Here is a 25,608-nt window from a genome sequence, read left to right on the forward strand (position 1 = left end):
TATTATAAAACTCTTTTCGCTTTTATAAATGCTTTACGCCAATAATTTTCGTGCAACGAAGTAACGATAACTCCGCGAGAACTTGTAGAATGTATAAAACGTATATCTCCTTTTTTTATAGAAGTAACCAAACCAACATGGTTTACTCCGCCACCTTTTCTTGAAGTACTAAAAAACAACAAATCGCCTCTTTGTACTTCTCGTAAAGAAATTCCATACCCCTTAGCATACATTGCACGCGATGTTCTAGGAATTTGAACTTCGCGTTGTTTAAAAGAAGTATGAATTAAACCAGAGCAATCCATGCCTCTTTTACTCATTCCACCATATTTATAAGGCACGCCTTTATAAGTTACCGCTGTCCAAACAATTTTATCTGCTTTGGTAGGTTTTCCTGTTGAGGGAGTTTGCTTATTTTTTATTTTTTTATTTTTTTTATATACGCTTACATTTTTTGATGATCCGCAGGAAACCATTAAAAAAGAAAGAAGTACAATGAAAAGTGATTTTTTTATCATGTTATTGTTAAATCGAACGTAGTCGATATTTAATTCTACTCATTTTTGATGTCTCCCAACTACGCACGAGAAGATATCTATTATTGCAATCCGTTTACAATTAATTTAGCTGTTTTTTCTGATGCTCCTTTGCCTCCTAATTTTTGTTCTAAATCGAAATACGATAAAAACAATTCTTCTCGGTGTACAGGTTTTAAAATACGGTTTAGCTCGTTCGTAAGATTTACTTTCGTAAAATCATTCTGAATCAATTCAGTCACCACCTCTTTATCCATAATTAAATTCACCAACGAAATATACTTTAAAGTAATAATTCGTTTTGCTATTTGATATGAAATATTGCTTCCTTTATAACAAACAACTTGCGGCACTTTAAACAATGCTGTTTCTAAAGTTGCGGTTCCTGATGCTACCAAAGCTACATGTGAAATACTTAATAAATCGTATGTTTTATTATTGATAAATTTCACATTCTTATCGCCAATAAATTCTTGATAAAATTCATAAGGCTGACTCGGAGCTCCTGCAATAACAAATTGATAATTAGAAAAATCGGCCACTAAAGAAAGCATTACTGATAACATTTTTGTTATTTCTTGCTTTCTACTCCCAGGTAACAAAACAATAATTTCTTTACCTCCTAAATCATGCTGTTTCCTAAACGCTATTTCATCTACTTGTTTCCTACCCGCAATTCCGTCTATCAACGGATGCCCTACAAAATGCACATCGTAGTTATATTTTTGATAAAAATCTTTTTCAAACGGAAGGATTACAAACATTGCATCAACATCACGTTTTATATCTTTTACCCTACCTGCTCTACTTGCCCAAACCTGTGGCGATATATAATAATTGGTTTTAAAATTATGTTCTTTAGCCCATTTAGCTATCCGAAGATTAAAACCAGAATTATCAATTAAAATTAACACATCTGGCTTAAATTTAGCGATGTCTTTTTTACAAAAAGATAGCATTCCAACTATCTTTCGCAAATTCATTAACACCTCTATAAAGCCCATAAAAGCACGTTCTTTATAATGCTTTACAAGCGTACCTCCTACTTCTTGCATTAAATCACCACCCCAAAAACGAATTTCTGCGGATGGATCTTCTTTTAATAAAGCTTTCATCAAATTAGCGCCATGCAAATCACCTGAAGCCTCTCCTACAAGAATATAATATTTCATTATAATTTACTTAAATAAATTTTAAAATTAGTGTTACCAGCGCTACAGTTACCGTAGTTATTAAAACACCTCTTGCTCTATAATCTTGATTCTTTTTTAAAAATACCCAAAAAACAAATAAATTAGGAATCGCTGCCAATGCTAAAACCGATCCTAAAACACCACCTTCTATTACTTTTTTAAATGTTTCTGAAATGGTATCCGCAGATATAAATTCTAAATAAATAAAAAGTCCACATGATGTTGCTACTATAGATGCTAAAATGCCTATTACAACTTCTTTATTTATATGTCCCATGAGTTTAATTTTTTGAATTGCATGATGTGCTGTCATATCAAAATGAACAGGAACCATTGAAATGAATCCATTTTCTAACGCCCAAATATCGGTATCTTGTCCTTTATCTTTATTTACAAACTCACCTGATAACCAATAATATTCTTTACCGTACGGACTCTTACGTTTGTCGAAATTCTCTTTCCAATAACCATTTGCTTGACGGCAAACACGTACGCCTTTTATTTCATCTTCTTTTAACTTCGGAATATTTACATTTAACACTACCCCATCTGGTAAACCGTTTAATAAAACATTCAATACTATTTTTTCAATGTATTTTTTAGCTGCTCTAAAATCGGCATGCCAATCAAAATCTAATAACGAAAAACCAATAGCAGGAATCCCTTCAATACCTGCTTCAACAGCAGCACTCATCGTTCCTGAATATAGAACATTTATTGATGAATTTGCACCATGATTAATTCCTGAAACACATAAATCTGGAATTCTATTTAAGATTTCATTTTTTGCCATCTTCACACAATCGGCAGGTGTACCAGAACAACTATACTCAATTTGCGGCCTTCATCAATTGTAATTGGATTACAACGCAACACATTGTCTACCGTAATTGCATGTCCCATTCCGCTTTGCGGACTATCAGGAGCAACAACAACAACGTCACCTATTTTATTCATTATTTCAATAAGCATACGAATACCTGGCGCGGTAATTCCGTCATCATTCGTTACCAAGATTAAGGGTCTTTCTTGCATAGTGTATTAGTTTTACAACAAATATAACATAAAAAAAGCATTATTATTTTAACATTTTGTAAAGACATACTCCTTTATTTTATACGTAAAATTGTAGTAATCAAACACAAACAACATGTTACGATTTATTGTTTATTTATCTATTTTTATTGTGAGTACTTTTTTATCAGTAGTAACTACTTAAGAAAACGTAAATACCTCCTATAACTCTTAGTGAATGTTCTTTTTTAACTTTTAAATTAAGGTTAAAAACTCATTAAATTTAAAAAATAAATTTACGACTTGTAACTACTTACTTATTTAAACGACAAAAAAAACACTACTATTAAAAATTGGCATTATTTTAGTAGCTTAGCAATGTTAGAACACAATTAAAGACAGAAGATACATGAAGACGAAATTTATCATTCCTTTTTTAGCTATAACGCTATTATTTTCAAACACAACTTATTCGAATACTATTTCAAAAGCAGATCCTGAGAAAGATAGGGTTATTATATATGTTTTAAAAAATATTTTAAGTAGATATCATTATGTTCAGAAAGATTTAAATGATGATTTCTCTGAACATGTATATACAACATTTATTAACGACTTAGATCCTAGTAAAAGATATTTTACGCAAGAAGATTTAAAAGAATTTTCTCAATTTAAATATCAAATTGATGATCAATTAAAAAATAGTAAACTTGATTTTTATAAATTAGTTTACAATCGATTTTTAACAAAATTAGGAGTTGCCAAAAATAACTACCGTAGCCTATTAACCGAATCTTTTAATTACAAAAAAGAGGAAGTTATTGATATGGATTATGACAAAGTACCTTTTGCTAAAAACGAAAGTGAATTGGTAGATTATTGGAGAAAACAATTAAAATTATCTATTTTAAGTAGAGTTGAAGACTCGGAAGATTTACAAAAAGAAAAAGTTAAAAAGGATAAAAATTTTAAAAAGAAAACATTTTCTGAATTTGAAGCAGAAGCTAGAAAAGAAGTCTTAAAAAGTATGAACGAATTATACCAACGTATTGATGAACTTGAAAATTCTGATTGGTATTCTACTTTCTTAAATAGTGTCGTTGGTGGTTTCGACCCACATACAACTTATATGTCTCCTCGTTTAAAATCTCGTTTCGATCAAGAAATGTCAGGTAAATTAGAAGGAATTGGCGCTCGTTTACAAAAAAAAGGGATGTACACCCATATTATTGAGCTTATTTCTGGAGGTCCAGCTTGGAAACAAGGTGATTTAGAGCCAGAGGATATTATTTTAAAAGTAGCACAAGGTGATGCAAAACCTTTGGATATTGTTGGAATGCGTTTAGACGATGCTATTAAATTTATCAAAGGAAAAAAAGGAACAGAAGTTCGATTAACTGTTAAGAAAAAATTTGATGGTTCAACTAAAGTTATTTCTATTATTAGAGATGTTGTTGAACTAGAGGAAACGTTTGTGAAATCGAGTATTGTTGAAAAAAATGGTGAAAAATACGGAATTATAGATTTACCAAGATTCTATATCGATTTTAATGACTTAAGTCGTAGAGATGCTGCTAAGGATATGGAAAAAGAAATTGAGCGTTTAAAAAAAGAAAACGTAAAAGGATTAATTGTTGATTTACGTGATAATGGTGGTGGTTCTTTAAAAACAGCTATTGAAATTGGTGGCTTATTTATTGAAAAAGGACCGATTGTACAAGTAAAATACAGAGATGAAGAACCGTTAGTAAAAAATGATACTGATGCTAAAATTCAATGGAAGGGCCTTTAGTAGTAATGGTAAATGAATTTTCTGCCTCTGCTTCTGAAATTTTTGCTGCTGCTATGCAAGATTATAAACGTGGGGTAATTATAGGCGGTAAACAAACCTACGGAAAAGGAACCGTGCAAAATGTGTTACCTATCAATCGTTTTTACGAAAAGTATCCGAGTGATTTAGGAGCTTTAAAAATGACTATCCAAAAATTCTACAGAATAAACGGAGGCTCTACTCAAATTGAAGGTGTATATTCTGATATATCATTACCAAGTAGGTATAGTTATATGAAATTTGGTGAACGCGATTTAGATGGTGCATTACCTTGGGATAAGGTGCAACAAGCTAAATATAATGCTACAAATTCATACAGTAACTTTGGCGATGCTGTTTACAATAGTCAGCAACGTATTTTAAACAATCAAAAATTTAAGAAGATTAATGAATACGCTAAATGGTTAAAGAAAAGCCAAGAAGAAAGAGTCTATTCTTTAAACTATACTACTTTTAAAAAAGAAAGTCATACTAAAATAGAAGAAGCCAAACAATTTAAAGACATTTATAAGTTTGACTCTAACTTAACTTTCAATTCACCAAAATACGAGCTAAACCTATTTACAAAAGATACTGTTTTAAAAGAAAAACGTGTGGTATGGCACAAGAACTTAAAAAAAGACATTTATTTAAACGAAGCGCTAAATGTACTAAGCGAGCTTAAAATGAATAAAAACTATACGATTGTAAAACAATAAAAAAAGCAGCCAGTTGGCTGCTTTTTTTATATCTCTTTAAATTATATTTTTACGCCATTCTAAACTTGATTCAGAATGACGGAAATTTCGCTTTTTAAACGACTTTTTATATAATACCACCTATCCCACTTCTATTTTCACCACCAAACCTTCGTTAGCTCTAATATTAAAAACAGTTTCGTCTTCAAAAATTAAATACTGTCCTTTTACCCCAACTAAAGCACCCGTATAAGTTTGCTCTTTTACAAGATTTAAACTTTTAGGTTTTAATGGATATTTTTCAACCGGAAAATTAATAACAGTCTCTTTATTATTTTCTATAATATACTCTTGCGCTTCTGCAGGTATAAATTCGCGTAATTTTTCTTGCCAAGACACTAAGCTTTCATCTACAACATCATTCTTAAGCATTTTTCGCCAATTAGTTTTATCAGCTACATGCTCTTTTAAAGCAACTTCAGTAATTCCTGCTAAATAACGATTCGGAACCTCAACAATTTCAATTGCCTCATGCGCTCCTTGATCTATCCAACGTGTTGGCACTTGCTGTTTTCTGGTAACACCAACTTTTACATTACTAGAGTTTGCTAAATACACAATATGCGGTTTTAATTGTACTTTTTTCTCATACTCTAAATCGCGATCTTCAATTCCTAAATGCGCTTTACTTAATTCAGGTCGCATAATCCAATCTCCAGCATTTGGTGTATCAAAAAAACAACTTTTACAAAATCCTTGACGGTATACCTCTTTTTCTAAATGACAGTTTAAACATTCATATTTAACGAAACTTAATGTTATATTCTTATTTAGCAACTGATTCATATTTATAAAATCGGTTTTCATATCTAAATAATATTGAACCGTCTCTAAGTTTTCAGTTATCATTTTTTTTAAAACTCCTTGGTATTGCATGTCTTAAATTTTATTACTTTTAGCTTCACAAACTTACAGTAAAAAAATTAAATTAAGAGGTAATATATGTCGTTTCCATTTATAAATTCTATCATTTCTTGGTTTTTAAAAAAGCGTAAACATCAAGTAGAATTGTTTTTAAAATATCCTGTTGATGTGCAAAATGAGCTGTTACAAAAATTACTAAATACCGCTAAGAATACCGAGTTCGGAAAACAACATTCTTTTGCATCAATACATAATTACACTGATTTCTCATCTAGTGTTCCTATTCAAAAATACGAAAGCATAGAACCTCTTATTGAACGCTGTAGAAAAGGGGAACAAAATTTATTTTGGCCACACCAATTCATTGGTTTGCAAAAAGTAGCGGAACCACCAATGCTAAAAGTAAGTTTATACCTGTTAGTGATGAAGCTTTAGAAGACTGTCATTTAAAAGCAGGAAAAGACATGCTGTGTTTATACATTAATAATAATGAAGACACGCAGATGTTTAAAGGTAAAGGACTAAAACTAGGTGGTAGTACGGCTATTTACGAAGATAATAATTCTTATTTTGGGGATTTATCCGCAATTATAACGGAAAACTTGCCTTTTTGGGCAGACTTTAGCTCTGCTCCTAGCCAGGAAGTTTCTTTAATGGCTGAATGGGAAACTAAAATGGAAGCTATTATTGATGAAACTATCAACGAAGATATTACGAGTTTAGTTGGTGTTCCTAGCTGGATGTTGGTTTTATTAAATCGTGTTTTAGAAAAAACAGGAAAAGATAATATTTTAGAAGTGTGGCCTAACTTAGAAGTGTATTTTCATGGTGGCGTAAACTTTAATCCATACCGTGAACAATACAAAAAACTGATTCCGAAAAAGGATTTTAAATACTACGAAACCTACAACGCTTCAGAAGGTTTTTTTGGAATTCAAGACAGAAATAATTCTGATGAAATGCTGCTAATGTTAGATTATGGTATTTTTTATGAGTTTATTCCGATGGATACTTATAACGGAGAAAATTCTGTTACAATTCCTTTATTCGAAGTTAAAAAAGGCGTGAATTATGCCATTGTAATTACTACAAATGGTGGTTTATGGCGTTATTTAATTGGCGACACTGTTAAAATTACTTCAACAGATCCGTATCGTATTAAAATTACCGGTCGAACCAAACATCATATTAACGTTTTTGGCGAGGAACTAATTATAGAAAATGCTGAAAAAGCATTAAAAGCAGCAAGCGAAAAAACCGATGCAAATATTAAAGATTACACTGTTGGACCTATTTTTATGGATGGTAAAAAAAGTGGCGGTCACGAGTGGATTATCGAGTTTAGTAAAGCGCCTAAAAATCTTAAATACTTTACCGAATTATTAGATAATTCTTTAAAAACCATCAATTCAGATTACGAGGCTAAACGCTACAACAATTTAACATTGGCAATGCCGATTATACATGAAGCTCGTGAAAATTTATTTTACGATTGGCTACGAGAAAAAGGAAAACTGGGTGGCCAACATAAAGTACCTCGCTTATCGAATAAACGTGATTTTGTTGACGAATTATTAAAACTGTAAATTATGAATTCGTTCTTAGAGCAAAATGCTTCTTTATTATTAGAAAATCCTGAGTTAGCAGAAGCTTTCCAAAATATAATGGAGTTTGAAAAATACCCGAAGCATCATATTTTACATGAAGCAGGAAGAATTTGTAACCATATGTATATAATTACATCTGGTGCAGCTCGTGTGTTTTATTACAAGGAAGAAAAAGATATTACGGTTCATATTTCTGTAGAACAAGAAAGTATTACCACCATTGATAGTTTTATTCAACGTAAGAAAAGTAAATATAATATTGAAGCCTTAGAAGATTTAGAGGTTTTGAAAATATCACATTCAGATTTAGAAAATTTATTTGAATCGAATCCTAAATTTGAACGTTTTGGACGCTTATTTTTGCAACAAATTTATATAGATCTCGTTGAACGCATTGATAACTTGCAACTACATACTGCACAAGAACGTTATGAAATCTTGTTAAACAAAAAACCATACCTTTTTAACAGAATTTCAGCAAAACATATTGCTTCTTTTTTAGGAATGACTCCTGAAACGTTTTGTAGAATAAGAGCAAAGTAATTTTATTGATAATTATCAAGAATAATTAAGAAAGCATAAAATATCTTTGTCTTATCAATCTACAAACTATGACAATAGCAGATGCTTTACAGCAATTTTATAAAGAAAACAACTTCGCTAAAGATGGTGGTGAAAGTGAAGATACTTTTGAATTAAAATTCAGGTTTTTCTCATTAAAATTTCCCAATTCTCAGTTAAGAAAAGATGTTATTCACATTCATGACATTCAACATGTTTTGTATAGTTGCGATACAACATGGAAAGGTGAAGCTTTTATTGCTGGTTGGGAAATATCAACAGGATTTTGGAAACATCTTCCTATTGGCTTTATGAGCTTATGGGCAATGGGGTTTTCTCTCTTTAATTACCCCAAAGATGTTTTTAAAGGATATAAAGCAGGAATAAAAGTAAATGGAATTATAGACCTAAAACTTAACAAACAAGAATTACTTGCTTTATCAATTAAAGAGTTAAAAACAGTCATTAAAAAGAAAAAGAACATTAAAATGGATATTACTCAATATCTAATTTTCTCTTTTTGGGTATTAATGAGTCTTATCATTTTTTTGTTCCCCTTTAGTCTATTACCTCTTTTGCTACTATTTTAATAGGCAATTGATATTGTGTAATTACCGGAACACCTCTTTTAAAAGCAGGCGTAATTCTTGGTAATTTTTTAATCGCATTTCTTATAGCACTATCTAATTTAGGAAATTGATTTTTAATAGCTATCGATGCTGTAATTTTTTTAAGCCTAAAATTACCTTTGTTATCAATTAATAAATCAATTAAAATAACTTCACTAATATCTTCCTCCGCTACAAAGTTATAAGTTATTAAAGTGGCTTGTATTCTTTTATTTATCTCCTCACTAAAACAAACGCTATTTTTTTTTAATCGATAAATTTTTACAGTTTTTAAAAGTCGGAGAAACATCTACTTTTGTATAATCAATAACAGTATTTAAGTTGTGATTTTTATCATCTTCTGATAAAAAACCACAACTTAAACTCGTGAAAATTACTATAAAAAAAATCACATAAAAAAACCGCATCTCACTGACTTTGAGATGAAAATACAAAAAATGATTTACTCTAGCAGTTCTCCTTTTAAGAAATAATACTTTTTTATTTCTTTAAGCCGCACTTTTACCTGACTCGTCAGTAAAGAATCCTTAGTCTCAAACCTCTTCAGGTAATTTTTATAATGCTTATATCCTATTTTCTTATCCTTATAAAAATTTTCAGAAGTATTAGCTAATTGAAATAACGCTCTGTAATTCTTATAGTTTTCTGTATAAGCATTTCGGTAAGCATTCATTTCTTCTTTTGGCTTGCCTAATTCTTTATAAGTTCTTGCTAACTGATAATATTCGTTATCTCTCCTTTCTTTACCTAAGTACGTTGCAATTCGATAGTGAAGCTGAGCTTTTTTATAGTCTTTTTCAGCAAAATCAATATCCCCTAAATACGTGTATGATTTAAAATCAGCTCTATCTATTCTTAGAGCTTTATTAAAATTGTTTCTTGCTTTTTCGTAGTCTTTCAACTTAAAAAAACTGCGTCCTAACATCTTTTTCGTATAATGTTCGTTCGGTTCTAATGAATCAATCTTAACCAACAAGGCAATTGCATTTTCATACTTTTTGCTTATATATAATTTATTAATCTTTAATTTATTTAAGGCAATATGTTTCGTGTTAACTTTTAAACCTCTATCTATAAAAATATTTGCCGAATCTTTATCTCTTAAAAGCGTGTAAGCAACCGCTAATTGATGAATTGCTTTTATATGTTCGTTGTCGTTTTTATAAGTTGCTAAAAAACTATTAATTTTTAAATCTCTCTTTTTTAATAATGCATATACAATTGCCATTTGGTAATGATAATTAGCATTACTCTCATCCTTTTTTAGAAGTTCCTCAAAAATAAGCTTTGCTTTCTTAGGTTGTTTCGTTTGCAAATACAGTTTACCTAATTGATATTTTATTAATAAATTATCAGAATCTGTATTTGTAATTTCTTCAAAAACTGTAATTGCTTTTTGCAACCTTTTTTCTTTCTGATAACTTTTCCCTAAAGCTACTTTAACCGAATACCCATTATTTAGTGATAATGCTTTTTCGTAATATTTCGACACTTGTTTATAGTTATCAATCGAACTATAAATACTTGCAATTTTTTTGTTTGATTGATAACTCTCTGGCATTTTTTTAAGTTGTACTAATGCTTTTTGATAACGCCCGATATGTACTAAACTATCTACAGAAATAAAAGTCGAGGTTTGCGCCCCGACTTTTAAAAATGAAATAATAAGAACAATAATTAAAATTTTCTTTTTCATATAACTTTATTTAACCTCAAAAGTAATTGGAAGTGTATATCCTACTCTTACCTTTTTACCTCTTTGTTCACCTGGCTTCATTTTGGGTAGCTTCTTAATCATTTCCATTGCAGCTTCTTTTAACTTCGGATGAGGTGCACGTGCATTTACATCTGTAATGCTACCATCTTTATCTATTTTAAACTGCACATAGATTCTTTTTTTCCTGGTTTCATTCCTAAAGTATTTGCTAATTTGGTATCGAAATTATCTACAACAAAACGCTGAAGACTTTTATTCAAACAACTTTTATCTCCTTCTTCACAACCAGGAAACGTTGGTGCTTTTTCTATGATTGCAAACGGAACGTCTTCGCCGTATTCTTTAGTTTCTGTTATTTTCTTAACTTTATATATATCTGTTATATTAACAATTGTTTTTCTTCCTTTTTCGTTGATGAATATTTTCGTTGTTGTTACATCAGAAAATTTACTATCCATATTTTCAATCTTAGATAAATATGCATCGTATTCTTCTTTTTCGTACGATTTTAAATTTTTATATTTCACTTCTTCCCAATTAGGAGTTTCAAAAGCCATCATCATATCAAAATAAGATTCTTTTTCTAAGGTTTTAAACTCTTTTACCCCATCCTTAGACTGTAAATATAAAGTTGATTTTCCTTTGACTATAACTTCCTCTTCAGTAGTCTCATTATCACTGCACGCCGCATACAACAGCATACTTGCCAATAACGGAATTAATAATAAATACTTTACTTGTTTAATTTGTTTTGATTTTCCTTTTGTCATCATAATAACTCTTTTTTTAATTAATGAATGCTTATAAAATTGATTTACGAATGAGATGTTTTCTACCTGAAAAATATCTGATAATAAATTATTAATGTAATTTTCTTTTTCGGTTGATTTCGTTACTACATCGTCTGAAATATATTCGTGTACCAACGATATGCGGTTTTGATACACATACACCATCGGATTAAACCACATGAATATTCTTAAAAACTCGAAAAATAATAAATCGAAGGTGTGTTTTTGTGTACTATGTACTAACTCGTGTTCAATTATTTTTTCTTGTTTCTCTGCCGGAATTCCTTTTCCTAAAAATATATAGTTGAAAAACGAAAATGCTTTGGCATTTTTAGGTAGCAATACCAATTTGTAGTTTTGTTTATTCTCACTTCCGTATTTAAAAACCAAACGGACAATTCGCTGTAGTTTTATAATAAAAATGGTTAAAAACAGTAAACTCCCAACTACAAACAATACATCTAAATAATTTATAGATTGATACCAAGCTGCTTTTTCCAATACACTTTGTGGAGACAAAACTACTTCGGGTAATAAAATGGTGTATTCTAACGGAACTACTTTTTGTATGGTTGGTATTTTAAAAAGCGGTAATAAGAATGAAATAACCGATGTGCTTAATAAATACCACCTGTTTTTAGTAAAAAAGGTTTCTTTACTTAAAAAAAAATCATAAACGGCAACAAACAATGCCTGAAATAAGATGACTTGAATTATATAGTTTATCATGACTTTTTATTTTTATTAGCTTCTTTTAAAATACTCTCAAGCTCGTTAATATTCATCTCATTTTCTTTCATAAAAAACGACACCATACTTTTAAATGAACCTCCAAAATAACCATCCATTAACTTATGTAAACTTTGGTTGCTGTATGACGATTTTTCTATTAACGGATAATACACATAACCTCGTCCTTTTGTTTTATGCCCCACAAATTCTTTAGTTTCTAAAATTCTGATAATTGTTGAAACAGTATTGTATGCCGGTTTCGGAATCGGTAATTCTTCTATCACACTTTTCACGGATGCTTCTTGCAATTGCCATAAAACTTGCATTATCTGTTCTTCTGCTTTTGTTAATTGTTTCATATTTTTAGTTTTTACTGAACCAGAATAATAAATTTCTGATAAATGCTACATTATTGGGTGCGCTTTTAGCATGAAATCCAAACTTATAGATCCCCGAATTATTTGTTATTGTTTGTGCGGTAAACATTGCTGCTTCTCCAAAAACTGCTATTTTTCCTTTTCCATATTTTAAAATTGCTCCTTGATATTTATCTTTTAAATCATGCCTAGGAGTCTCATCATTAAATTGCCAAGCAACTTCAGGTGCTAAACAGTAATCATTTTTTTTGAATTTTAAAATTTCTTTTGCTGCTTTCGGAATTGTAAAAGACGAGCCTGTAAACGTTGTTACCGCATTTATTTTTTTACCTAAATTTCCATTGGTAATTTCTGAGCTGACCAATCGCTCGTTATCTTCCGAAAAAACATCAGGCAAGTTTCTTTTTTCTTTTTGTAGATAAGCAAAACCATCGCAAAAATTAAAACCAAAAGCATTTGCTAAATTATTTGCTGCTCCGGCAAAAGGCATGTGATCTGCAATTAATAATAATTTACCTCCTTTTTTTACCCAATTTTGTATAAAGGCAATTTCCGTTTTAGTAAATGCGCTGTGGATTGGCTGTCTCCAATTCCTAACATTTTTTTGATGTATCGGATTGGAAATTATTAGAATATCATCGATTTTTAAATTTTTTAAATTGATGATGCTATCTACTTTATAACCATCTGCAGCCAATAAATCAGCAAAAGGTTTAAATCGGCCTTCTTTTTGATGAAAATTTTGATGCGATTGATCTATATATATTGTTGGCTCTGTTGATTTTAAAAACCTCGGATTTTTAATTTTTGGTACATCAATGTTAGCAGCTCTTTGTTGTGAAAAACAAAAACTTGTTAAAAAAATTACTACAAAAACGATGTTTCGTTTTTTTATTATGGTCATATTATAAAGTTTAACTCTTCAAATATAACTAAAAAATTAGTTTAAACTAATTTTTTAGTTATAAAAAATGTAACGAAACATGTGTATATTCGTCTAACAGTAGACAATCATTAAGCTTGTAGATGTTTTTATATGAACATTTTTGCGTTATTCTGAATTTATTTCAGAATCTCATACTTATAAGTTTGATATTATAATGTGGAGTATAGTTATTATTTTTAATAAAAATCAATTATTTAAATGGATATATTTTTAGCAGTATTGGGGTTTTGTTTTGTTTGTTTAGGAATTATCGGTTCTTTTTTACCGGTTTTACCTGGTCCAATAACAAGTTGGATTGGCTTGTTGTTATTACATTTAACAAATGCTGTTCCGCAAAACTGGACTTTTCTTGGAATTACCTTAGTAATTGCTATCATTATTTTTATTCTCGATTATTTTATTCCTGCTATGGGAACAAAACGTTTTGGCGGTACTAAATATGGAGTGTACGGTACTACGATCGGGCTTATTATAGGTTTACTCTCTCCTATTCCGTTTGGAATATTAATTGGTGCTTTTTTGGGTGCGCTTATTGGTGAATTAATCTATGATAGTAAAGATACCAACAGAGCTATTAAAGCTTCCTTTGGTGCTTTATTGGGTTTTCTTACCTCTGCCACCATTAAATTTTCGATCGCTATTGTTTATTTTGTATTGTTTTTTACGACACTTTGGGAATACAAAAGTTCATTTATATAATGCGGTATCCTTAATAAATAAGTTTAGCCCCGATTGTAGCAATTGTTTGAGCTCCTCGCAGAGAGCGAGTGCGGAAAGCGGGAAATAGCTTCAAAAAAAAAGTAAAAACTTAAATTTAAGGCAAAAAAAAAGCAACCCATCTCAGGGAAGCTTTCCATTGGTTAACAAAACCATGACACTATTTAAAGTGCCTAACAACACAACTAAATGCTACCTTTAAAAAAAAGCAGCCTGCAAATATACAACCTTTTTTAACTCCACCAAGATTTTATTGTTTTTTTTTTGAAAATTCCAATTTCTTAAGCATTGTTTAATTCTGCAATTGATTGTATCTTTGCGGCTTTATTAAAAATTATAAAAAACAACCCATGCAATTATCAGAACAAGAAGTTGTACGTAGAGAAAAGTTAGGAAAACTACGTGAATTAGGTATTAATCCGTACCCTGCTGATTTATTTCCACTAGATTCAAATTCGAAAGTTATTAAACAGGAATTTGAAGAAGGGAAAAAGGTGGTAATTGCTGGTAGATTAATGAGTCGTCGTATTCAAGGAAAAGCATCGTTTGCTGAATTACAAGATAGCGAAGGTCGTATTCAGGTTTACTTTAATCGAGACGAAATTTGTGCTGGAGAAGACAAAACTTTATACAACGAAGTATATAAAAAATTATTAGATATTGGTGATTTCATTGGTATTGAGGGTGAATTATTTACAACTCAAGTTGGTGAAAAAACAGTAATGGTAAAAGGGTTTAAATTATTAAGTAAATCTTTAAAACCATTGCCTTTACCAAAGGTTGATGCCGAAGGAAATACGTTTGACGGGTTTACAGATCCTGAGATGCGTTACCGTCAGCGTTATGCCGATTTAGTGGTAAACCCACACGTAAAAGAAGTTTTCGTAAAGCGTACCAAGTTATTTACTGCGATGCGTAACTTTTTTAACGATGCTGGTTATTTTGAAGTTGAAACTCCAATTTTACAACCAATTGCTGGTGGTGCTTCTGCAAGACCATTTGTTTCGCATCACAACGCATTAGACATTCCGTTATATATGCGAATTGCTAACGAATTATATCTTAAAAGGTTAATTGTTGGTGGTTTTGATGGTGTGTATGAGTTTTCTAAAAACTTTAGAAATGAAGGAATGGACAGAACTCATAATCCTGAATTTACAGCAATGGAAATTTATGTAGCCTACAAAGACTACAACTGGATGATGGATTTTACTGAAAAATTATTAGAACATTGTGCTATTGCCGTTAACGGAACAACTGAAACAACTTTTGGTGAACATAAAGTTGATTTTAAAGCACCGTATGCTAGAGTTACGATGGCAGATTCTATAAAACATTTTACTGGTTTTGATATTATCGGAAAGTCTGAAAGCGAGCTTTTTGAAGCTGCTAAAGGAATGGGAATTGAGGTGGATGCAACCATGGGTAAAGGAAAATTAATTGATGAAATGTTTGGTGAAAAATGTGAAGGAAATTACATTCAGCCTACTTTTATTACTGATTACCCGAAGGAAATGTCTCCTTTATGTAAAGAACATAGAGACAACCCTGAATTAACAGAACGTTTTGAGTTAATGGTTTGTGGTAAAGAAATTGCCAATGCATATTCTGAATTAAACGACCCAATTGATCAGCGAGAGCGTTTTGAAGCGCAACTTAAATTAGCTGAACGTGGTGATGATGAAGCGAGTGAGTTTATTGATCATGATTTTTTACGTGCTTTAGAATACGGAATGCCTCCAACGTCTGGTTTAGGAATTGGTATGGACCGTTTAATTATGTATTTAACCAACAATGCATCGATACAAGAAGTGTTATTTTTCCCTCAAATGAGACCTGAGAAAAAAGCACCTGCTGTTGAATTAAACGACGATGAAAAAGCAGTTTTAGCTTTGATTGAAAAAGCTGAAAAGATTGCTTTAAATGATTTAAAAACACAATCGGGTTTATCTAATAAAAAATGGGACAAAACGATTAAAGGTTTAACCAAAAATAAATTAGCTAAAGTTGAAAAAAATGACGAAGGTTTATTTGTTGAAATAGCATAATATCCTTTTAAATATATTAAAAAAAGCAACCTAAATAAGGTTGCTTTTTTAGTTTTTGACACTCCTAAATAAGTTAAAATTATATCTCAATTAACAACCTGAATCGCCAATCGTTAATTCAAATTTTTGCTTTACCGGTTTTCCTGCGCTATTTTTTGCTGGTATCCATTTAGGCATTTGCTCTAGTAATTGTTCTATTGATTTATCAATTGATATGATACCTGAAGATTCTACAATATTTATATTAATTGCTGCTCCTTTTTCATCAATCATAAAACTAGCAGTAGCACTTTGTGTTGGATTAAATTTCCAATTCTTAATTTCTGTAGAACTATTGTTTTTTAAATAAGATTCTAGAGCGTTTTCTGCTCCTTCAAAACGAGCCGAAACATCTGGAACAACAGTTAGAATCTTTTTTATTTCACTTGTATTTAAAGAGTTTTGAGCTGCATTTTTAGTTTTATAAACAATTTTAACTCGTAAATCATCTCCAACTTTAGCGTTTCTAAAAAGTGCTTGTTGCTTTGCATTTAAAGCAATACTCTTGCATATTTCTTTAATCTCTTTGTTGTTTGAGACTCGAGTAATTTCTATGGATACGTATTCTTCAATCCAACTCGTTGGGTAATATTCAAATACTTCTTTTAAATTTTTTACGTTACTTAATTCACCTTCTGTAATTGTTTTGTTATTCGCTCCTCTTACATAGTAAGTCAGTTTTCTTACAGGTGTTGATTTTAAAATAGAATTCTCAAAATCTGTAGAAACAACATTAACAGATGTTACTGATGTAATTTCTTTTTTTGTTTCCTTTTTATTTACAAAGCCAAAAACAACAAAACTTACTATCATTACTAAAATTGCGGCAACAGTTATTCTTCCTTTCATTTTTTGTTTTTTTATATTCTGTACTACAAATATACTCTTCAACTGCTAAGTAATTGAAAATGAAATGTAAAAAAAGTGTCAAAAATCTAACTAATTATTTTTTATTAACTTTAATGGGTTATGAAAAAGTTGTTACAGTACTCCCCATTCCATTTTTTATGCTGTTTAATAATCGGAATTATTTTACAGTTTTACACGAATATATGGCGCTATGATTTCAACTTCTTAATCGTTTTTGCTTTCTCTTTTTTGCTTCTGCTATATTTATTAAAGAGAAATAACAAACGTAAATTATTTTCTATTATAACACTTTTGTTTTTTGTAGTTATTGGAGTTTCAACTTCATTTATACACAACCCTAAAAATAATGCAAACTACTATCAACATTGTATTAAAAACAACTCAGGAGTAATTGTAAAAATTCATAAAGTTCTAAAATCAGGAAATTACAATCATAAATTTGTTGCTAATGTAATTCAGGTTGATACTAAAACAACAAGCGGAACTATTCTATTGAATCTAAAAAAAGACAGCACATTAAGAGCTTTAAATGTTGATGATCGTATTTTTTTGAAATCAGAATTTAAAAACTTAACAGATCCTTTAAATCCGCATCAATTTAATTACAAAGATTATTTAGCAAAGCAGTACATCTATCAACAAATTTTTATCAAAAAAAAGAATACAAAAAATTAGAAAAAGGAACTGTGTCTTTTTACGGATTATCAGCTCAGTTTAGAAATAAAATTCAAACTTCTTTAAAAAAATACTCTTTTAATAAAGAGGAACTTTCGGTAATTAATGCTTTGTTATTAGGGCAACGGCAAGATATTTCTAAAAACCTTTTGGAAAGCTATATCAATGCTGGTGCTGTTCATATTTTGGCAATTTCAGGTTTGCATATCGGTATTATCTTACTTGTATTGTCTTCGTTATTTAAACCTTTAGAACGATTAAAACATGGCTTAACTATAAAAACTGTTCTAATCGTTATTTTACTATGGATGTTTGCTTTTATCGCGGGATTATCGGCTTCTGTTGTAAGAGCGGTTACTATGTTTACTTTTATTGCTGTTGGCGCATCATTTAAAAAGAAACGAATCGTAGAATACTCGTTAATCAGTTCGATGTTTTTCTTATTATTAATCAAACCTTTATTTTTATTTGATGTAGGGTTTCAGTTAAGTTACCTCGCTGTTTTCGGAATTATTTGGGTACAACCCTTACTCTACAAATTATGGAAACCCAAACTTTGGTTACTCGATAAAATATGGAGTTTACTTACAGTTTCTGTTGCTGCCCAAGTAGGAATATTACCTATTAGCTTATATTATTTTCATCAGTTTCCTGGACTTTTTATCATATCAAACATATTGATTATTCCGTTTTTAGGTGGAATCTTAATTGGCGGAATCTTAGTAATACTACTTGCGTTGTTAAACTTACTACCACAGTTTTTTGTTGATATTTACGGATTCGTTATTTCTTTAATGAATAAAATAGTCGATTGGGTTTCGAATCAAGAAGGGTTTCTATGGCAAGAAATATCGATGTCTTTTTACGAAATGATTGGTTGGTATTTTTTAATCGCATTTGCTTATCAGTTCATCATTATCAAAAAAACAACACAATTATTATTTTTACTTGCGTCCATAGTGATACTGCAAACTGTTTTCATTTTCGAAAAAAGGAATCGACATCAGAAACAAGAAATTATAGTTTTTAATAAAAGCAGGAAAAATCTAGTAGGCATAAGAAACGGAAAACAATTGCATGTTTTTCACAACATGGATAGTCTTAAAATAATTACTGATAAGGCAATTAAAGATTATCGAATAAATGAAACTGTAAAAAGTTATTCTACTAATAAAACACCTAATTACTTTAAGTTTAATACTGATAAAATTTTAATAGTTGATAGTTTAGGAACTTACAATATTGCTGTTAAAAACCCGATTGTAATATTACAACATTCTCCTAAAATTAATTTAACTCGATTGATAAAAACCTTAAAACCAAAGAAAATAATTGCTGATGGAAGTAATTACAGAAGTTATATAAACAGATGGGAATTGACTTGTAAAAAACAAAAAACTCCGTTTCACCATACTGGGCAAAACGGAGCTTATATTATTAATAAAAAAATTAGATAGACCCTTTAAAGTTTTTTGAAAATTTTGACCATTTGGTGTTCTTATAATTTTCTTTTGTAAAATAGGCTAAAACCATTTCGAATTTCTTTTCATCTAAATATCCAGGAACTGTTTGAATTAATTGTTCTTTAGGATCAAAAAAGGCTGTAGAAGGATAACTCATTTTCCCTTTCATAATTGTTGCTGCCAATTCATGGTACTTACTTCTTCCTTCTTGTACAAACTTATATGTTTTTCCTTTAAAACTAATATCTTCTTTTCCTTCTCCATCCATTTTTACGGCATAATAATGCTCATTAATATACTTAACAATAATGTCATTTGCATAAGTAGTCTTATCCATTTTTTTACACCATCCACACCAATCCGTATATAAATCGACTAAAATAGGTTTCGGGTTTTCTTTGTTTTTTTCTATCGCTTCTTCAAAAGTTAACCAATTAACTTTTTCTTGTGCTTTTACTCCAACTGAAATAAATACAAATACGGCTACTAAAATTAATTTCTTCATATCTCTTAGGTCTCAATAAGTATTCCAAATTTACAAAAAAACCTGTCAATTATTAATAATTGACAGGCTGTAAAGTTTTTTTTAACTTTTTTATAAGATTTTAATGCTACTTAACTCCGTGCATTAATTTTTTAATTACTGGATGTAATACTGCTGATAATACTGCTAATCCGAAAGAAATAATAGTTAACATCCAAAAGAAACTACTTAAACCTTGTTCTTGGGCTATTGCTTCTGATGATTCAGCAAATACACCTGCTAACTTCATTCCTATTGCTACTGCTAAATACCAAACACCAAACATAAAAGCAATCATACGACCCGGTACTAATTTAGACACGTATGATAATGCTACTGGAGAGACGCATAACTCTCCCATTGTATGAAACAAGTACACTAAAACCAACCAAATAACACTTACTGATGCTGTTTTTGCCCCAGGTTCAATACCACCTGCACCAATAGCTATTACTGCCATTCCTAAACCTAAAAGTCCCATTCCAATTGCCCACTTCATATTTGCATTCGGATTGTATTTACTTTCCCACCATTTAGAGAATAATGGCGCTAATGCAATAATATATAATGAGTTTAAAACAGAGAACCAAGAAGCTGGAATTTCAGCGGTATCCTTTTGAAATTCAGCATACAACATTCCAATTGCAATTACCCAAATAATCAAGAAACTCATCCCTAAAAATATATTTGACCACTTATATTTCGCAAATGTTTTTTGGAATAATAAGTATAATACCCATGTAATTATTCCTAACGGAATCAAAGTCATTAATGAGTTTACAATTTTAAAAATTATACCCGCACTTCCTTCTAAAACTCTATCTGTATAATCTCTAGCAAAAATTGTTAGCGAACTAGGAGATTGCTCAAAAATTGCCCAAAAGAATATCGTTACAAAAGCAAAAAACATAACTGCTAACATTCTATCTCTTAAAACAGGAGTATATTTTGGAATTCTAATTATCAACAGTACAACAAATAAGATAAATGCTGCAATTATTGCAATAGTAGAACCCGACAACCCAGCCACTTCAAATGGGAAAAAATTATATTTCCCTTCTGATATTTTTGAAATTGGATCATTAAATATCCATAACAAACCTAATAAAGAAGATACTGCAATTAGCCCTTTTTGAATACCTGTAAACGGGTTTCTTTGTCCATCATCAGTTGAAGTTTTTTCGTCATTAATTAAAGTATCAATAACATCTTCGTCTTTATCTTTAGGAGCTAAACCAATATCCCCAAAAATACCTTGCGCGTACCAAAATTGTAATAATCCGAATAACATAAAAATACCTGCTACACCGAATCCCCAAGACCATCCTATTTTTTCACCTAAATAACCACATAATAAAATTCCTAAGAAAGCTCCTGCATTTACTCCCATATAAAAGATCGTATAAGCACCATCTTTCTTCTCTGGTTTCTCTGCATACATTTCAGAGATTATTGAAGTCATGTTTGGTTTAAAAAAACCACTTCCTATAACTAACAAACCTAATCCTAAATATATAAAAAATGGAGTTTCTACCGCCATACAACCATGACCTAAAGTCATAAATAAAGCACCAATAACCACAGCCTTTCTAATTCCAATCACATTGTCTGCAAAATAACCACCAACCATGGTTGATAGATATACTAAAGAAACATAAGTTCCAAAAATTGCATAAGCCCATTCAATTGGCCAACCCCAACCTTCATCTAAAATAGAAGCTGTAAAGAATAATACTAACAATGCACGCATTCCGTAATACGAAAAACGCTCCCACATTTCTGTAAAAAACAACACAAACAACCCTGCTGGATGTCCTAATACTTTGTCTTTAAAAAGACTTTCAAGATTTGTACTCATATTTTTGTTATATAATTTATGAATGAAAAAAACCTTGTAATAGTAAATATTACAAGGTTTTGTTTTTATTTTTAGTTGTTATCCGCTAATTCAAATCCTTCAGCTTCTTCATTTTTTAAATCTCTTTCTTTCTCTTCTGCTCCGTGAGTTAAACGCTTTAATGGTTTTAACATTAAAATGAATACTCCACCAATTAATACCGTAAAGATTAAAATTCCAGAGAAAATAGTTAATTCTCCAAAATCAGATGCAGATTCACCAATAATACCAGCTACTTTGTTTCCTAAACCTGTAGCCGCAAAATAAACTCCCATCATTAAGGCTGCGTATTTTACTGGCGCTAATTTTGTAATGAATGATAATGCTACTGGTGAAATACATAATTCACCAATTGTATGAAATAAATAAGCTAATACTAACCAAATCATACTTGAAGTTCCTGATTCTTCAAACTGCATTGCTGCAAATACCATGAATAGAAAACCAAACCCCATTATAATAATACCTAAAGCCATTTTCAATAAAGAAGAAGCTTCTTTTCCTTTCAACTTTCTTTTTGCCCAAAAACCTGCAACACCTGTTGCAAACAAAATAATAAATCCTGCATTTAAACTTTGAAACATTACTGTTGGAATTAACCATCCAAATAAGTTTCTATCAGTATTAGTTTCTGTGTATAAGTTCATTAAACCTCCAGCTTGCTCAAATGCTCCCCAAAAGATAATAACCATTATAAAAGATAATAGAAGCACTAAAAAACGATCTTTAAAAACTTGCGTATCTAATTCTTTGTAAATCATCATTAATAAAGCTGTTATTGCAGTTAAAAATAGAAATAACAATCCAAATCCCCATCCTAATTTATACCATCCTAAAAAGGATGCAGCTAATAATAATCCTGTAAAAAGTAATTGTTTAGGTGAACTAAATAATTTAAAATATAATTGTCCGTACGAAATTGAGTTTTCATCATTTTCACTTGGCACGAAATTACCAACTTCTGTTAAGTATTTTTGCCCGTATATATAGTTTATTAATCCTAAAACCATCACGATACCTGCTAAACCAAAACCAGCATGCCATCCCCATTTAGCTACTACTAAACCGATTACCATAGTTGCTAAAAGCGACCCTAAATTTATCCCTATATAAAAGATAGAAAACCCTTTATCTCTTCTAATATCTCCTTCTTTGTATAATCCTCCTACCATTGTAGAAATATTCGGTTTTAATAAACCTACCCCTAAAATAACTAAACCTAAACCTGTATAAAAAGCCCAAGTATCAGTTAATATCAATACTCCATGTCCTAAACATAGAATAATGGCTCCAAGCAACACAGATTTTTTTTGCCCTAACAATTTATCTGCTATCATTCCTCCAGGAATAGACATTACATAAACAAGCATTGTATACCATCCATAAAGAGCAAGAGCTTCCTTACTAGTCCATCCTAAACCAGCACCTCTTGGATCGTCTCCCATAGCTGATGTTGTCATATACAAAACTAATAAAGCTCGCATACCGTAATATGAAAATCGCTCCCACATCTCTGTTAAAAATAAAATATACAAACCTACTGGTTGTCCAAAAAGTTCTTTTTGATGTGCTTGTTTAACTGCTGTGTTCATATTTATTATTTTATAAGTTATTTTTAATAAAATTCGTCATTTTTGTATACAAATGCATACGCGTATTACCACCGTAAATTCCATGATTTCTGTCAGGATACATTCCCCACTCAAATTGCTTATTTGCCTGAATTAAAGCCTCTGCCATTCTGTAAGCATTCTGTACATGTACATTATCATCACCTGTTCCGTGAATTAATAAATACTTACCTTTTAACAATTCTGGATAGTTTAATGGAGAATTATCGTCATATCCTGTCGGATTTTCTTCTGGAGTTCTTAAAAAACGTTCGGTATAAATACTGTCGTAAAAACGCCAAGTGGTAACTGGTGCTACAGCAATTGCTGCAGAAAAAATATCGTTTCCTTTTAACAAACAATTGGTACTCATATGACCACCAAATGACCATCCCCAAATACCGATTCTTTTTGCATCTACATATGGTAATTCTGCTAATTTCTTAGCTACAGAAATCTGATCTTCAGTTTCATGTTTTACCAAATTCATGTAAGTAACTTTCTTAAAGTCTCTTCCTTTAAAACCAGTTCCTCTTCCATCAACACAAACAACCATATATCCGTTTTGTGCTAACATTTGATGCCAATAATCGTTAGAACCGTTCCAGCTATTCTTAACATTTTGTGATCCTGGTCCAGAATATTGATACATTAATACCGGGTATTTTTTATTTACATCAAAATTAGCCGGTTTAATTGTGTACATGTTTAAGTCGTTTCCGTTTACATTAATTGTAGAAAACTCTTTTTTACTTAAATTATATCCTGCAACAACCTCTTTTAAAGCAGCATTGTCTTTTACTGTTTTTAACACATTACCAGCAGCATCTCTTAAAGAGTATACATTTGGAGTATTAGCATCAGAAAAAGTACTGATAAAATAATGCCTGTTTTTACTAAAAGACGCACTATTTGTTCCTGAAGGATTACTAATTATTTTTTTATTTTCGCCTGTTAAAGAGATACTATAAACACCTCTATTGATTGATCCATTTTCTACCGATTGATAATACACCGTGTTTTTATCAGCATCAAAACCATAATAAGAAGTTACCTCCCAGTTACCTTTTGTTACTTGATTAATTAACTCACCTTTATTGTTGTAGTGATAAATATGATTAAAGCCATCTTTTTCACTCGTCCAGATAAAACTATTATCATTTAAAAATGTTAAGTCATCCGTTACATCAACATAAGCAGCATCAGTTTCATTTAAAATTAAGGTAGTATCGTATGTTTTTGCATTAATAAAATACATTTTCAAATCATTTTGATGACGATTTAAAGTACGCACAGCTAAAACATTATCATCTTTTGTCCAATTAATTCTTGGAATGTACTCATAATCTCCAAAAATTATTTTAGCAGTTCCATTAGTTGCTAAAGAGTACACATGCAAAGTAACTTTTGCATTATCCTCTCCTGCTTTCGGATATTTAAACACTTCTTGTGTTGGGTATTTTCCTTTCCCATATACATCCATCGAAAAAGTTTTTACAGCACTTTCATCAAAACGTAAAAAAGCAAGATTACCTCCATTTGCACTCCACTCAAAAGCGCGTACAAATCCAAATTCTTCTTCGTAAACCCAATCGGTAATACCATTTATTATTTTATTTTTTTCTCCGTCACTTGTAACCTGAACAATCGTATTACTAGAAAAATCTCTTATAAATAAGTTATTATCTTTTGCATAAGCTACTCTTTTGCTATCTGGTGAAAAAGTTGGTCGTTGAATATCTTCTCCAATCAATTTTAATGTTTTTGAAGCAATATCATATACATAAAATGTACCTAAGAAAGAACGACGAAATATAGGCTTAAAATTTGTTCCTAAAATTAACTTTGTTTCATCGCTATTAAAACTATATGAGCTAAAGGTTTTTAATCCGTTTAAATCTTTACTATCTACAATTGTAGCTACTTTTTCTAAAGTTTTATAGTCGTATTTATCTACTGATGAACTTCCGTTATTATAATTTAATAATGAATAAAAATCACCATTCATTGAGTTTAATGAATTCATGTAATCGGCTCTAAACGTGCCTTTTTTCCAAATATCTTCTAAAGAAATATCTTTTTTTTGTGCCTGTAACAGTGAAGATATTCCAATAAAAAGTAATAGTATTTTTTTCATCTTAAGTTGTTGTTTATCTAAAAAGTTTGCCAAGTTTACGGAAAAATCATCAAAAAACACATCTAAAAAGTTAGAAATCCTAAATAAGAAGGCT

The 25,608-nt window shown here is 30.5% G+C and carries 24 protein-coding genes and 1 pseudogene; 9 read left to right on the forward strand and 16 right to left on the reverse strand.

What is annotated here, in order from left to right; all coding sequences use genetic code 11:
• Positions 1 to 2 precede the first annotated feature (2 nt).
• The 4 genes from PG912_RS11130 to PG912_RS13845 all read right to left on the reverse strand — a co-directional run bounded on the left by PG912_RS11130 (position 3) and on the right by PG912_RS13845 (position 2,764).
• Entirely contained in the window at positions 3 to 518 is a 516-nt protein-coding gene (locus PG912_RS11130) for a C40 family peptidase (protein ID WP_275687580.1), read from the reverse strand.
• Between the two features lie 80 nt (positions 519 to 598).
• Positions 599 to 1,708, reverse strand: a complete 1,110-nt coding sequence (gene lpxB, locus PG912_RS11135; RefSeq protein ID WP_275687581.1) for a lipid-A-disaccharide synthase — start codon at positions 1,706 to 1,708, stop codon at positions 599 to 601.
• 10 nt (positions 1,709 to 1,718) lie between these two features.
• A complete protein-coding gene (gene surE / locus PG912_RS13840; RefSeq protein WP_408648391.1) occupies positions 1,719 to 2,522 on the reverse strand; it encodes a 5'/3'-nucleotidase SurE in 804 nt (267 codons plus the stop codon).
• Between the two features lie 2 nt (positions 2,523 to 2,524).
• On the reverse strand, positions 2,525 to 2,764 hold the full coding sequence (locus PG912_RS13845) for a 5'/3'-nucleotidase SurE (RefSeq protein ID WP_408648392.1): 240 nt from the start codon (positions 2,762 to 2,764) through the stop codon (positions 2,525 to 2,527).
• 388 nt (positions 2,765 to 3,152) lie between these two features.
• Between PG912_RS13845 and PG912_RS11145 the strand changes: the two genes are divergently transcribed.
• Positions 3,153 to 4,535: a S41 family peptidase gene (locus PG912_RS11145; RefSeq protein ID WP_275687582.1), complete on the forward strand. Its 1,383-nt coding sequence runs from the start codon at positions 3,153 to 3,155 to the stop codon at positions 4,533 to 4,535.
• On the forward strand, positions 4,520 to 5,272 hold the full coding sequence (locus PG912_RS11150) for a carboxy terminal-processing peptidase (protein ID WP_275687583.1): 753 nt from the start codon (positions 4,520 to 4,522) through the stop codon (positions 5,270 to 5,272). Before PG912_RS11145 ends, PG912_RS11150 begins: the two co-directional genes overlap by 16 nt.
• A 120-nt stretch (positions 5,273 to 5,392) precedes the next feature.
• Here the strand turns inward: PG912_RS11150 and PG912_RS11155 are convergent, their stop codons facing one another.
• Positions 5,393 to 6,187 carry a DUF2797 domain-containing protein gene (locus PG912_RS11155; protein WP_275687584.1) on the reverse strand — a complete coding sequence of 265 codons (795 nt, stop codon included), beginning with the start codon at positions 6,185 to 6,187 and terminating at the stop codon, positions 5,393 to 5,395.
• A gap of 66 nt (positions 6,188 to 6,253) precedes the next feature.
• Here PG912_RS11155 and PG912_RS11160 point away from each other — a divergent pair.
• The 3 genes and pseudogenes from PG912_RS11160 to PG912_RS11170 all read left to right on the forward strand — a co-directional run bounded on the left by PG912_RS11160 (position 6,254) and on the right by PG912_RS11170 (position 8,933).
• Positions 6,254 to 7,761 (forward strand): annotated as a pseudogene (locus tag PG912_RS11160) (GH3 auxin-responsive promoter family protein).
• 3 nt (positions 7,762 to 7,764) lie between these two features.
• On the forward strand, positions 7,765 to 8,325 hold the full coding sequence (locus tag PG912_RS11165; protein ID WP_275687585.1) for a Crp/Fnr family transcriptional regulator: 561 nt from the start codon (positions 7,765 to 7,767) through the stop codon (positions 8,323 to 8,325).
• A gap of 68 nt (positions 8,326 to 8,393) precedes the next feature.
• Entirely contained in the window at positions 8,394 to 8,933 is a 540-nt protein-coding gene (locus PG912_RS11170; protein WP_275687586.1) for a hypothetical protein, read from the forward strand.
• Here PG912_RS11170 and PG912_RS11175 read toward each other — a convergent pair.
• From PG912_RS11175 to PG912_RS11200, 6 genes are all read right to left on the reverse strand, one after another.
• A complete protein-coding gene (locus PG912_RS11175) occupies positions 8,902 to 9,261 on the reverse strand; it encodes a hypothetical protein (RefSeq protein ID WP_275687587.1) in 360 nt (119 codons plus the stop codon). The two genes, PG912_RS11170 and PG912_RS11175, sit on opposite strands and share 32 nt — an antisense overlap.
• A 153-nt stretch (positions 9,262 to 9,414) precedes the next feature.
• Entirely contained in the window at positions 9,415 to 10,668 is a 1,254-nt protein-coding gene (locus PG912_RS11180) for a tetratricopeptide repeat protein (protein ID WP_275687588.1), read from the reverse strand.
• A gap of 6 nt (positions 10,669 to 10,674) precedes the next feature.
• Positions 10,675 to 10,857: an energy transducer TonB gene (locus PG912_RS11185; protein ID WP_275687589.1), complete on the reverse strand. Its 183-nt coding sequence runs from the start codon at positions 10,855 to 10,857 to the stop codon at positions 10,675 to 10,677.
• Positions 10,842 to 12,209: a M56 family metallopeptidase gene (locus tag PG912_RS11190; RefSeq protein ID WP_275687590.1), complete on the reverse strand. Its 1,368-nt coding sequence runs from the start codon at positions 12,207 to 12,209 to the stop codon at positions 10,842 to 10,844. Before PG912_RS11190 ends, PG912_RS11185 begins: the two co-directional genes overlap by 16 nt.
• Positions 12,206 to 12,571, reverse strand: a complete 366-nt coding sequence (locus PG912_RS11195; protein WP_275687591.1) for a BlaI/MecI/CopY family transcriptional regulator — start codon at positions 12,569 to 12,571, stop codon at positions 12,206 to 12,208. Before PG912_RS11195 ends, PG912_RS11190 begins: the two co-directional genes overlap by 4 nt.
• Before the next feature lie 4 nt (positions 12,572 to 12,575).
• Positions 12,576 to 13,493 (reverse strand): hypothetical protein, encoded by a 918-nt coding sequence (locus tag PG912_RS11200; protein ID WP_275687592.1) that lies wholly within the window; start codon positions 13,491 to 13,493, stop codon positions 12,576 to 12,578.
• Between the two features lie 240 nt (positions 13,494 to 13,733).
• Here PG912_RS11200 and PG912_RS11205 point away from each other — a divergent pair, with 240 nt between their 5' ends.
• Positions 13,734 to 14,234, forward strand: coding sequence for a DUF456 domain-containing protein (locus tag PG912_RS11205; RefSeq protein ID WP_275687593.1), 501 nt, complete (start codon positions 13,734 to 13,736; stop codon positions 14,232 to 14,234).
• Positions 14,235 to 14,602: 368 nt separating this feature from the next.
• A complete protein-coding gene (gene lysS / locus PG912_RS11210) occupies positions 14,603 to 16,300 on the forward strand; it encodes a lysine--tRNA ligase (protein ID WP_275687594.1) in 1,698 nt (565 codons plus the stop codon).
• 90 nt (positions 16,301 to 16,390) lie between these two features.
• On the opposite strand, the gene PG912_RS11215 is transcribed toward lysS, so the two are convergent.
• Positions 16,391 to 17,188: an energy transducer TonB gene (locus tag PG912_RS11215; protein WP_275687595.1), complete on the reverse strand. Its 798-nt coding sequence runs from the start codon at positions 17,186 to 17,188 to the stop codon at positions 16,391 to 16,393.
• A 120-nt stretch (positions 17,189 to 17,308) separates the two neighbouring features.
• Here PG912_RS11215 and PG912_RS11220 point away from each other — a divergent pair, with 120 nt between their 5' ends.
• Together PG912_RS11220 and PG912_RS11225 are read left to right on the forward strand one after the other, a co-directional pair.
• Entirely contained in the window at positions 17,309 to 17,884 is a 576-nt protein-coding gene (locus PG912_RS11220; protein WP_275687596.1) for a ComEC/Rec2 family competence protein, read from the forward strand.
• Between the two features lie 11 nt (positions 17,885 to 17,895).
• A complete protein-coding gene (locus PG912_RS11225; RefSeq protein ID WP_275687597.1) occupies positions 17,896 to 19,341 on the forward strand; it encodes a ComEC/Rec2 family competence protein in 1,446 nt (481 codons plus the stop codon).
• On the opposite strand, the gene PG912_RS11230 is transcribed toward PG912_RS11225, so the two are convergent.
• The 4 genes from PG912_RS11230 to PG912_RS11245 all read right to left on the reverse strand — a co-directional run bounded on the left by PG912_RS11230 (position 19,334) and on the right by PG912_RS11245 (position 25,514).
• Positions 19,334 to 19,852 (reverse strand): thioredoxin family protein, encoded by a 519-nt coding sequence (locus PG912_RS11230; protein ID WP_275687598.1) that lies wholly within the window; start codon positions 19,850 to 19,852, stop codon positions 19,334 to 19,336. The genes PG912_RS11225 and PG912_RS11230 overlap by 8 nt on opposite strands.
• A 106-nt stretch (positions 19,853 to 19,958) precedes the next feature.
• The gene (locus PG912_RS11235; protein ID WP_275687599.1) at positions 19,959 to 21,728 is read right to left on the reverse strand and encodes a peptide MFS transporter; all 1,770 of its coding nucleotides are present in this window, start codon (positions 21,726 to 21,728) and stop codon (positions 19,959 to 19,961) included.
• 71 nt (positions 21,729 to 21,799) lie between these two features.
• Entirely contained in the window at positions 21,800 to 23,359 is a 1,560-nt protein-coding gene (locus tag PG912_RS11240; RefSeq protein ID WP_275687600.1) for a peptide MFS transporter, read from the reverse strand.
• A 10-nt stretch (positions 23,360 to 23,369) separates the two neighbouring features.
• Positions 23,370 to 25,514: a S9 family peptidase gene (locus PG912_RS11245; RefSeq protein WP_275687601.1), complete on the reverse strand. Its 2,145-nt coding sequence runs from the start codon at positions 25,512 to 25,514 to the stop codon at positions 23,370 to 23,372.
• Positions 25,515 to 25,608 lie beyond the last annotated feature (94 nt).

Source organism: Tenacibaculum retecalamus (assembly GCF_027941755.1).
GTDB lineage: Bacteria > Bacteroidota > Bacteroidia > Flavobacteriales > Flavobacteriaceae > Polaribacter > Polaribacter haliotis_B.

Coding starts and splice junctions, on each gene's coding strand:
- PG912_RS11230 (WP_275687598.1), bottom strand. CDS start 19,852: ATGAAGAAATTAATTTTAGTAGCCGTATTTGTATTTATTTCAGTTGGA.
- PG912_RS11190 (WP_275687590.1), bottom strand. CDS start 12,209: ATGATAAACTATATAATTCAAGTCATCTTATTTCAGGCATTGTTTGTT.
- PG912_RS11240 (WP_275687600.1), bottom strand. CDS start 23,359: ATGAACACAGCAGTTAAACAAGCACATCAAAAAGAACTTTTTGGACAA.
- lpxB (WP_275687581.1), bottom strand. CDS start 1,708: ATGAAATATTATATTCTTGTAGGAGAGGCTTCAGGTGATTTGCATGGC.
- PG912_RS11150 (WP_275687583.1), top strand. CDS start 4,520: ATGGAAGGGCCTTTAGTAGTAATGGTAAATGAATTTTCTGCCTCTGCT.
- PG912_RS11155 (WP_275687584.1), bottom strand. CDS start 6,187: ATGCAATACCAAGGAGTTTTAAAAAAAATGATAACTGAAAACTTAGAG.
- PG912_RS11180 (WP_275687588.1), bottom strand. CDS start 10,668: ATGAAAAAGAAAATTTTAATTATTGTTCTTATTATTTCATTTTTAAAA.
- PG912_RS11145 (WP_275687582.1), top strand. CDS start 3,153: ATGAAGACGAAATTTATCATTCCTTTTTTAGCTATAACGCTATTATTT.
- PG912_RS11175 (WP_275687587.1), bottom strand. CDS start 9,261: ATGTTTCTCCGACTTTTAAAAACTGTAAAAATTTATCGATTAAAAAAA.
- PG912_RS11205 (WP_275687593.1), top strand. CDS start 13,734: ATGGATATATTTTTAGCAGTATTGGGGTTTTGTTTTGTTTGTTTAGGA.
- PG912_RS11235 (WP_275687599.1), bottom strand. CDS start 21,728: ATGAGTACAAATCTTGAAAGTCTTTTTAAAGACAAAGTATTAGGACAT.
- PG912_RS11215 (WP_275687595.1), bottom strand. CDS start 17,188: ATGAAAGGAAGAATAACTGTTGCCGCAATTTTAGTAATGATAGTAAGT.
- surE (WP_408648391.1), bottom strand. CDS start 2,522: ATGGCAAAAAATGAAATCTTAAATAGAATTCCAGATTTATGTGTTTCA.
- PG912_RS11130 (WP_275687580.1), bottom strand. CDS start 518: ATGATAAAAAAATCACTTTTCATTGTACTTCTTTCTTTTTTAATGGTT.
- PG912_RS11200 (WP_275687592.1), bottom strand. CDS start 13,493: ATGACCATAATAAAAAAACGAAACATCGTTTTTGTAGTAATTTTTTTA.
- PG912_RS11220 (WP_275687596.1), top strand. CDS start 17,309: ATGAAAAAGTTGTTACAGTACTCCCCATTCCATTTTTTATGCTGTTTA.
- PG912_RS11165 (WP_275687585.1), top strand. CDS start 7,765: ATGAATTCGTTCTTAGAGCAAAATGCTTCTTTATTATTAGAAAATCCT.
- lysS (WP_275687594.1), top strand. CDS start 14,603: ATGCAATTATCAGAACAAGAAGTTGTACGTAGAGAAAAGTTAGGAAAA.
- PG912_RS13845 (WP_408648392.1), bottom strand. CDS start 2,764: ATGCAAGAAAGACCCTTAATCTTGGTAACGAATGATGACGGAATTACC.
- PG912_RS11245 (WP_275687601.1), bottom strand. CDS start 25,514: ATGAAAAAAATACTATTACTTTTTATTGGAATATCTTCACTGTTACAG.
- PG912_RS11195 (WP_275687591.1), bottom strand. CDS start 12,571: ATGAAACAATTAACAAAAGCAGAAGAACAGATAATGCAAGTTTTATGG.
- PG912_RS11170 (WP_275687586.1), top strand. CDS start 8,394: ATGACAATAGCAGATGCTTTACAGCAATTTTATAAAGAAAACAACTTC.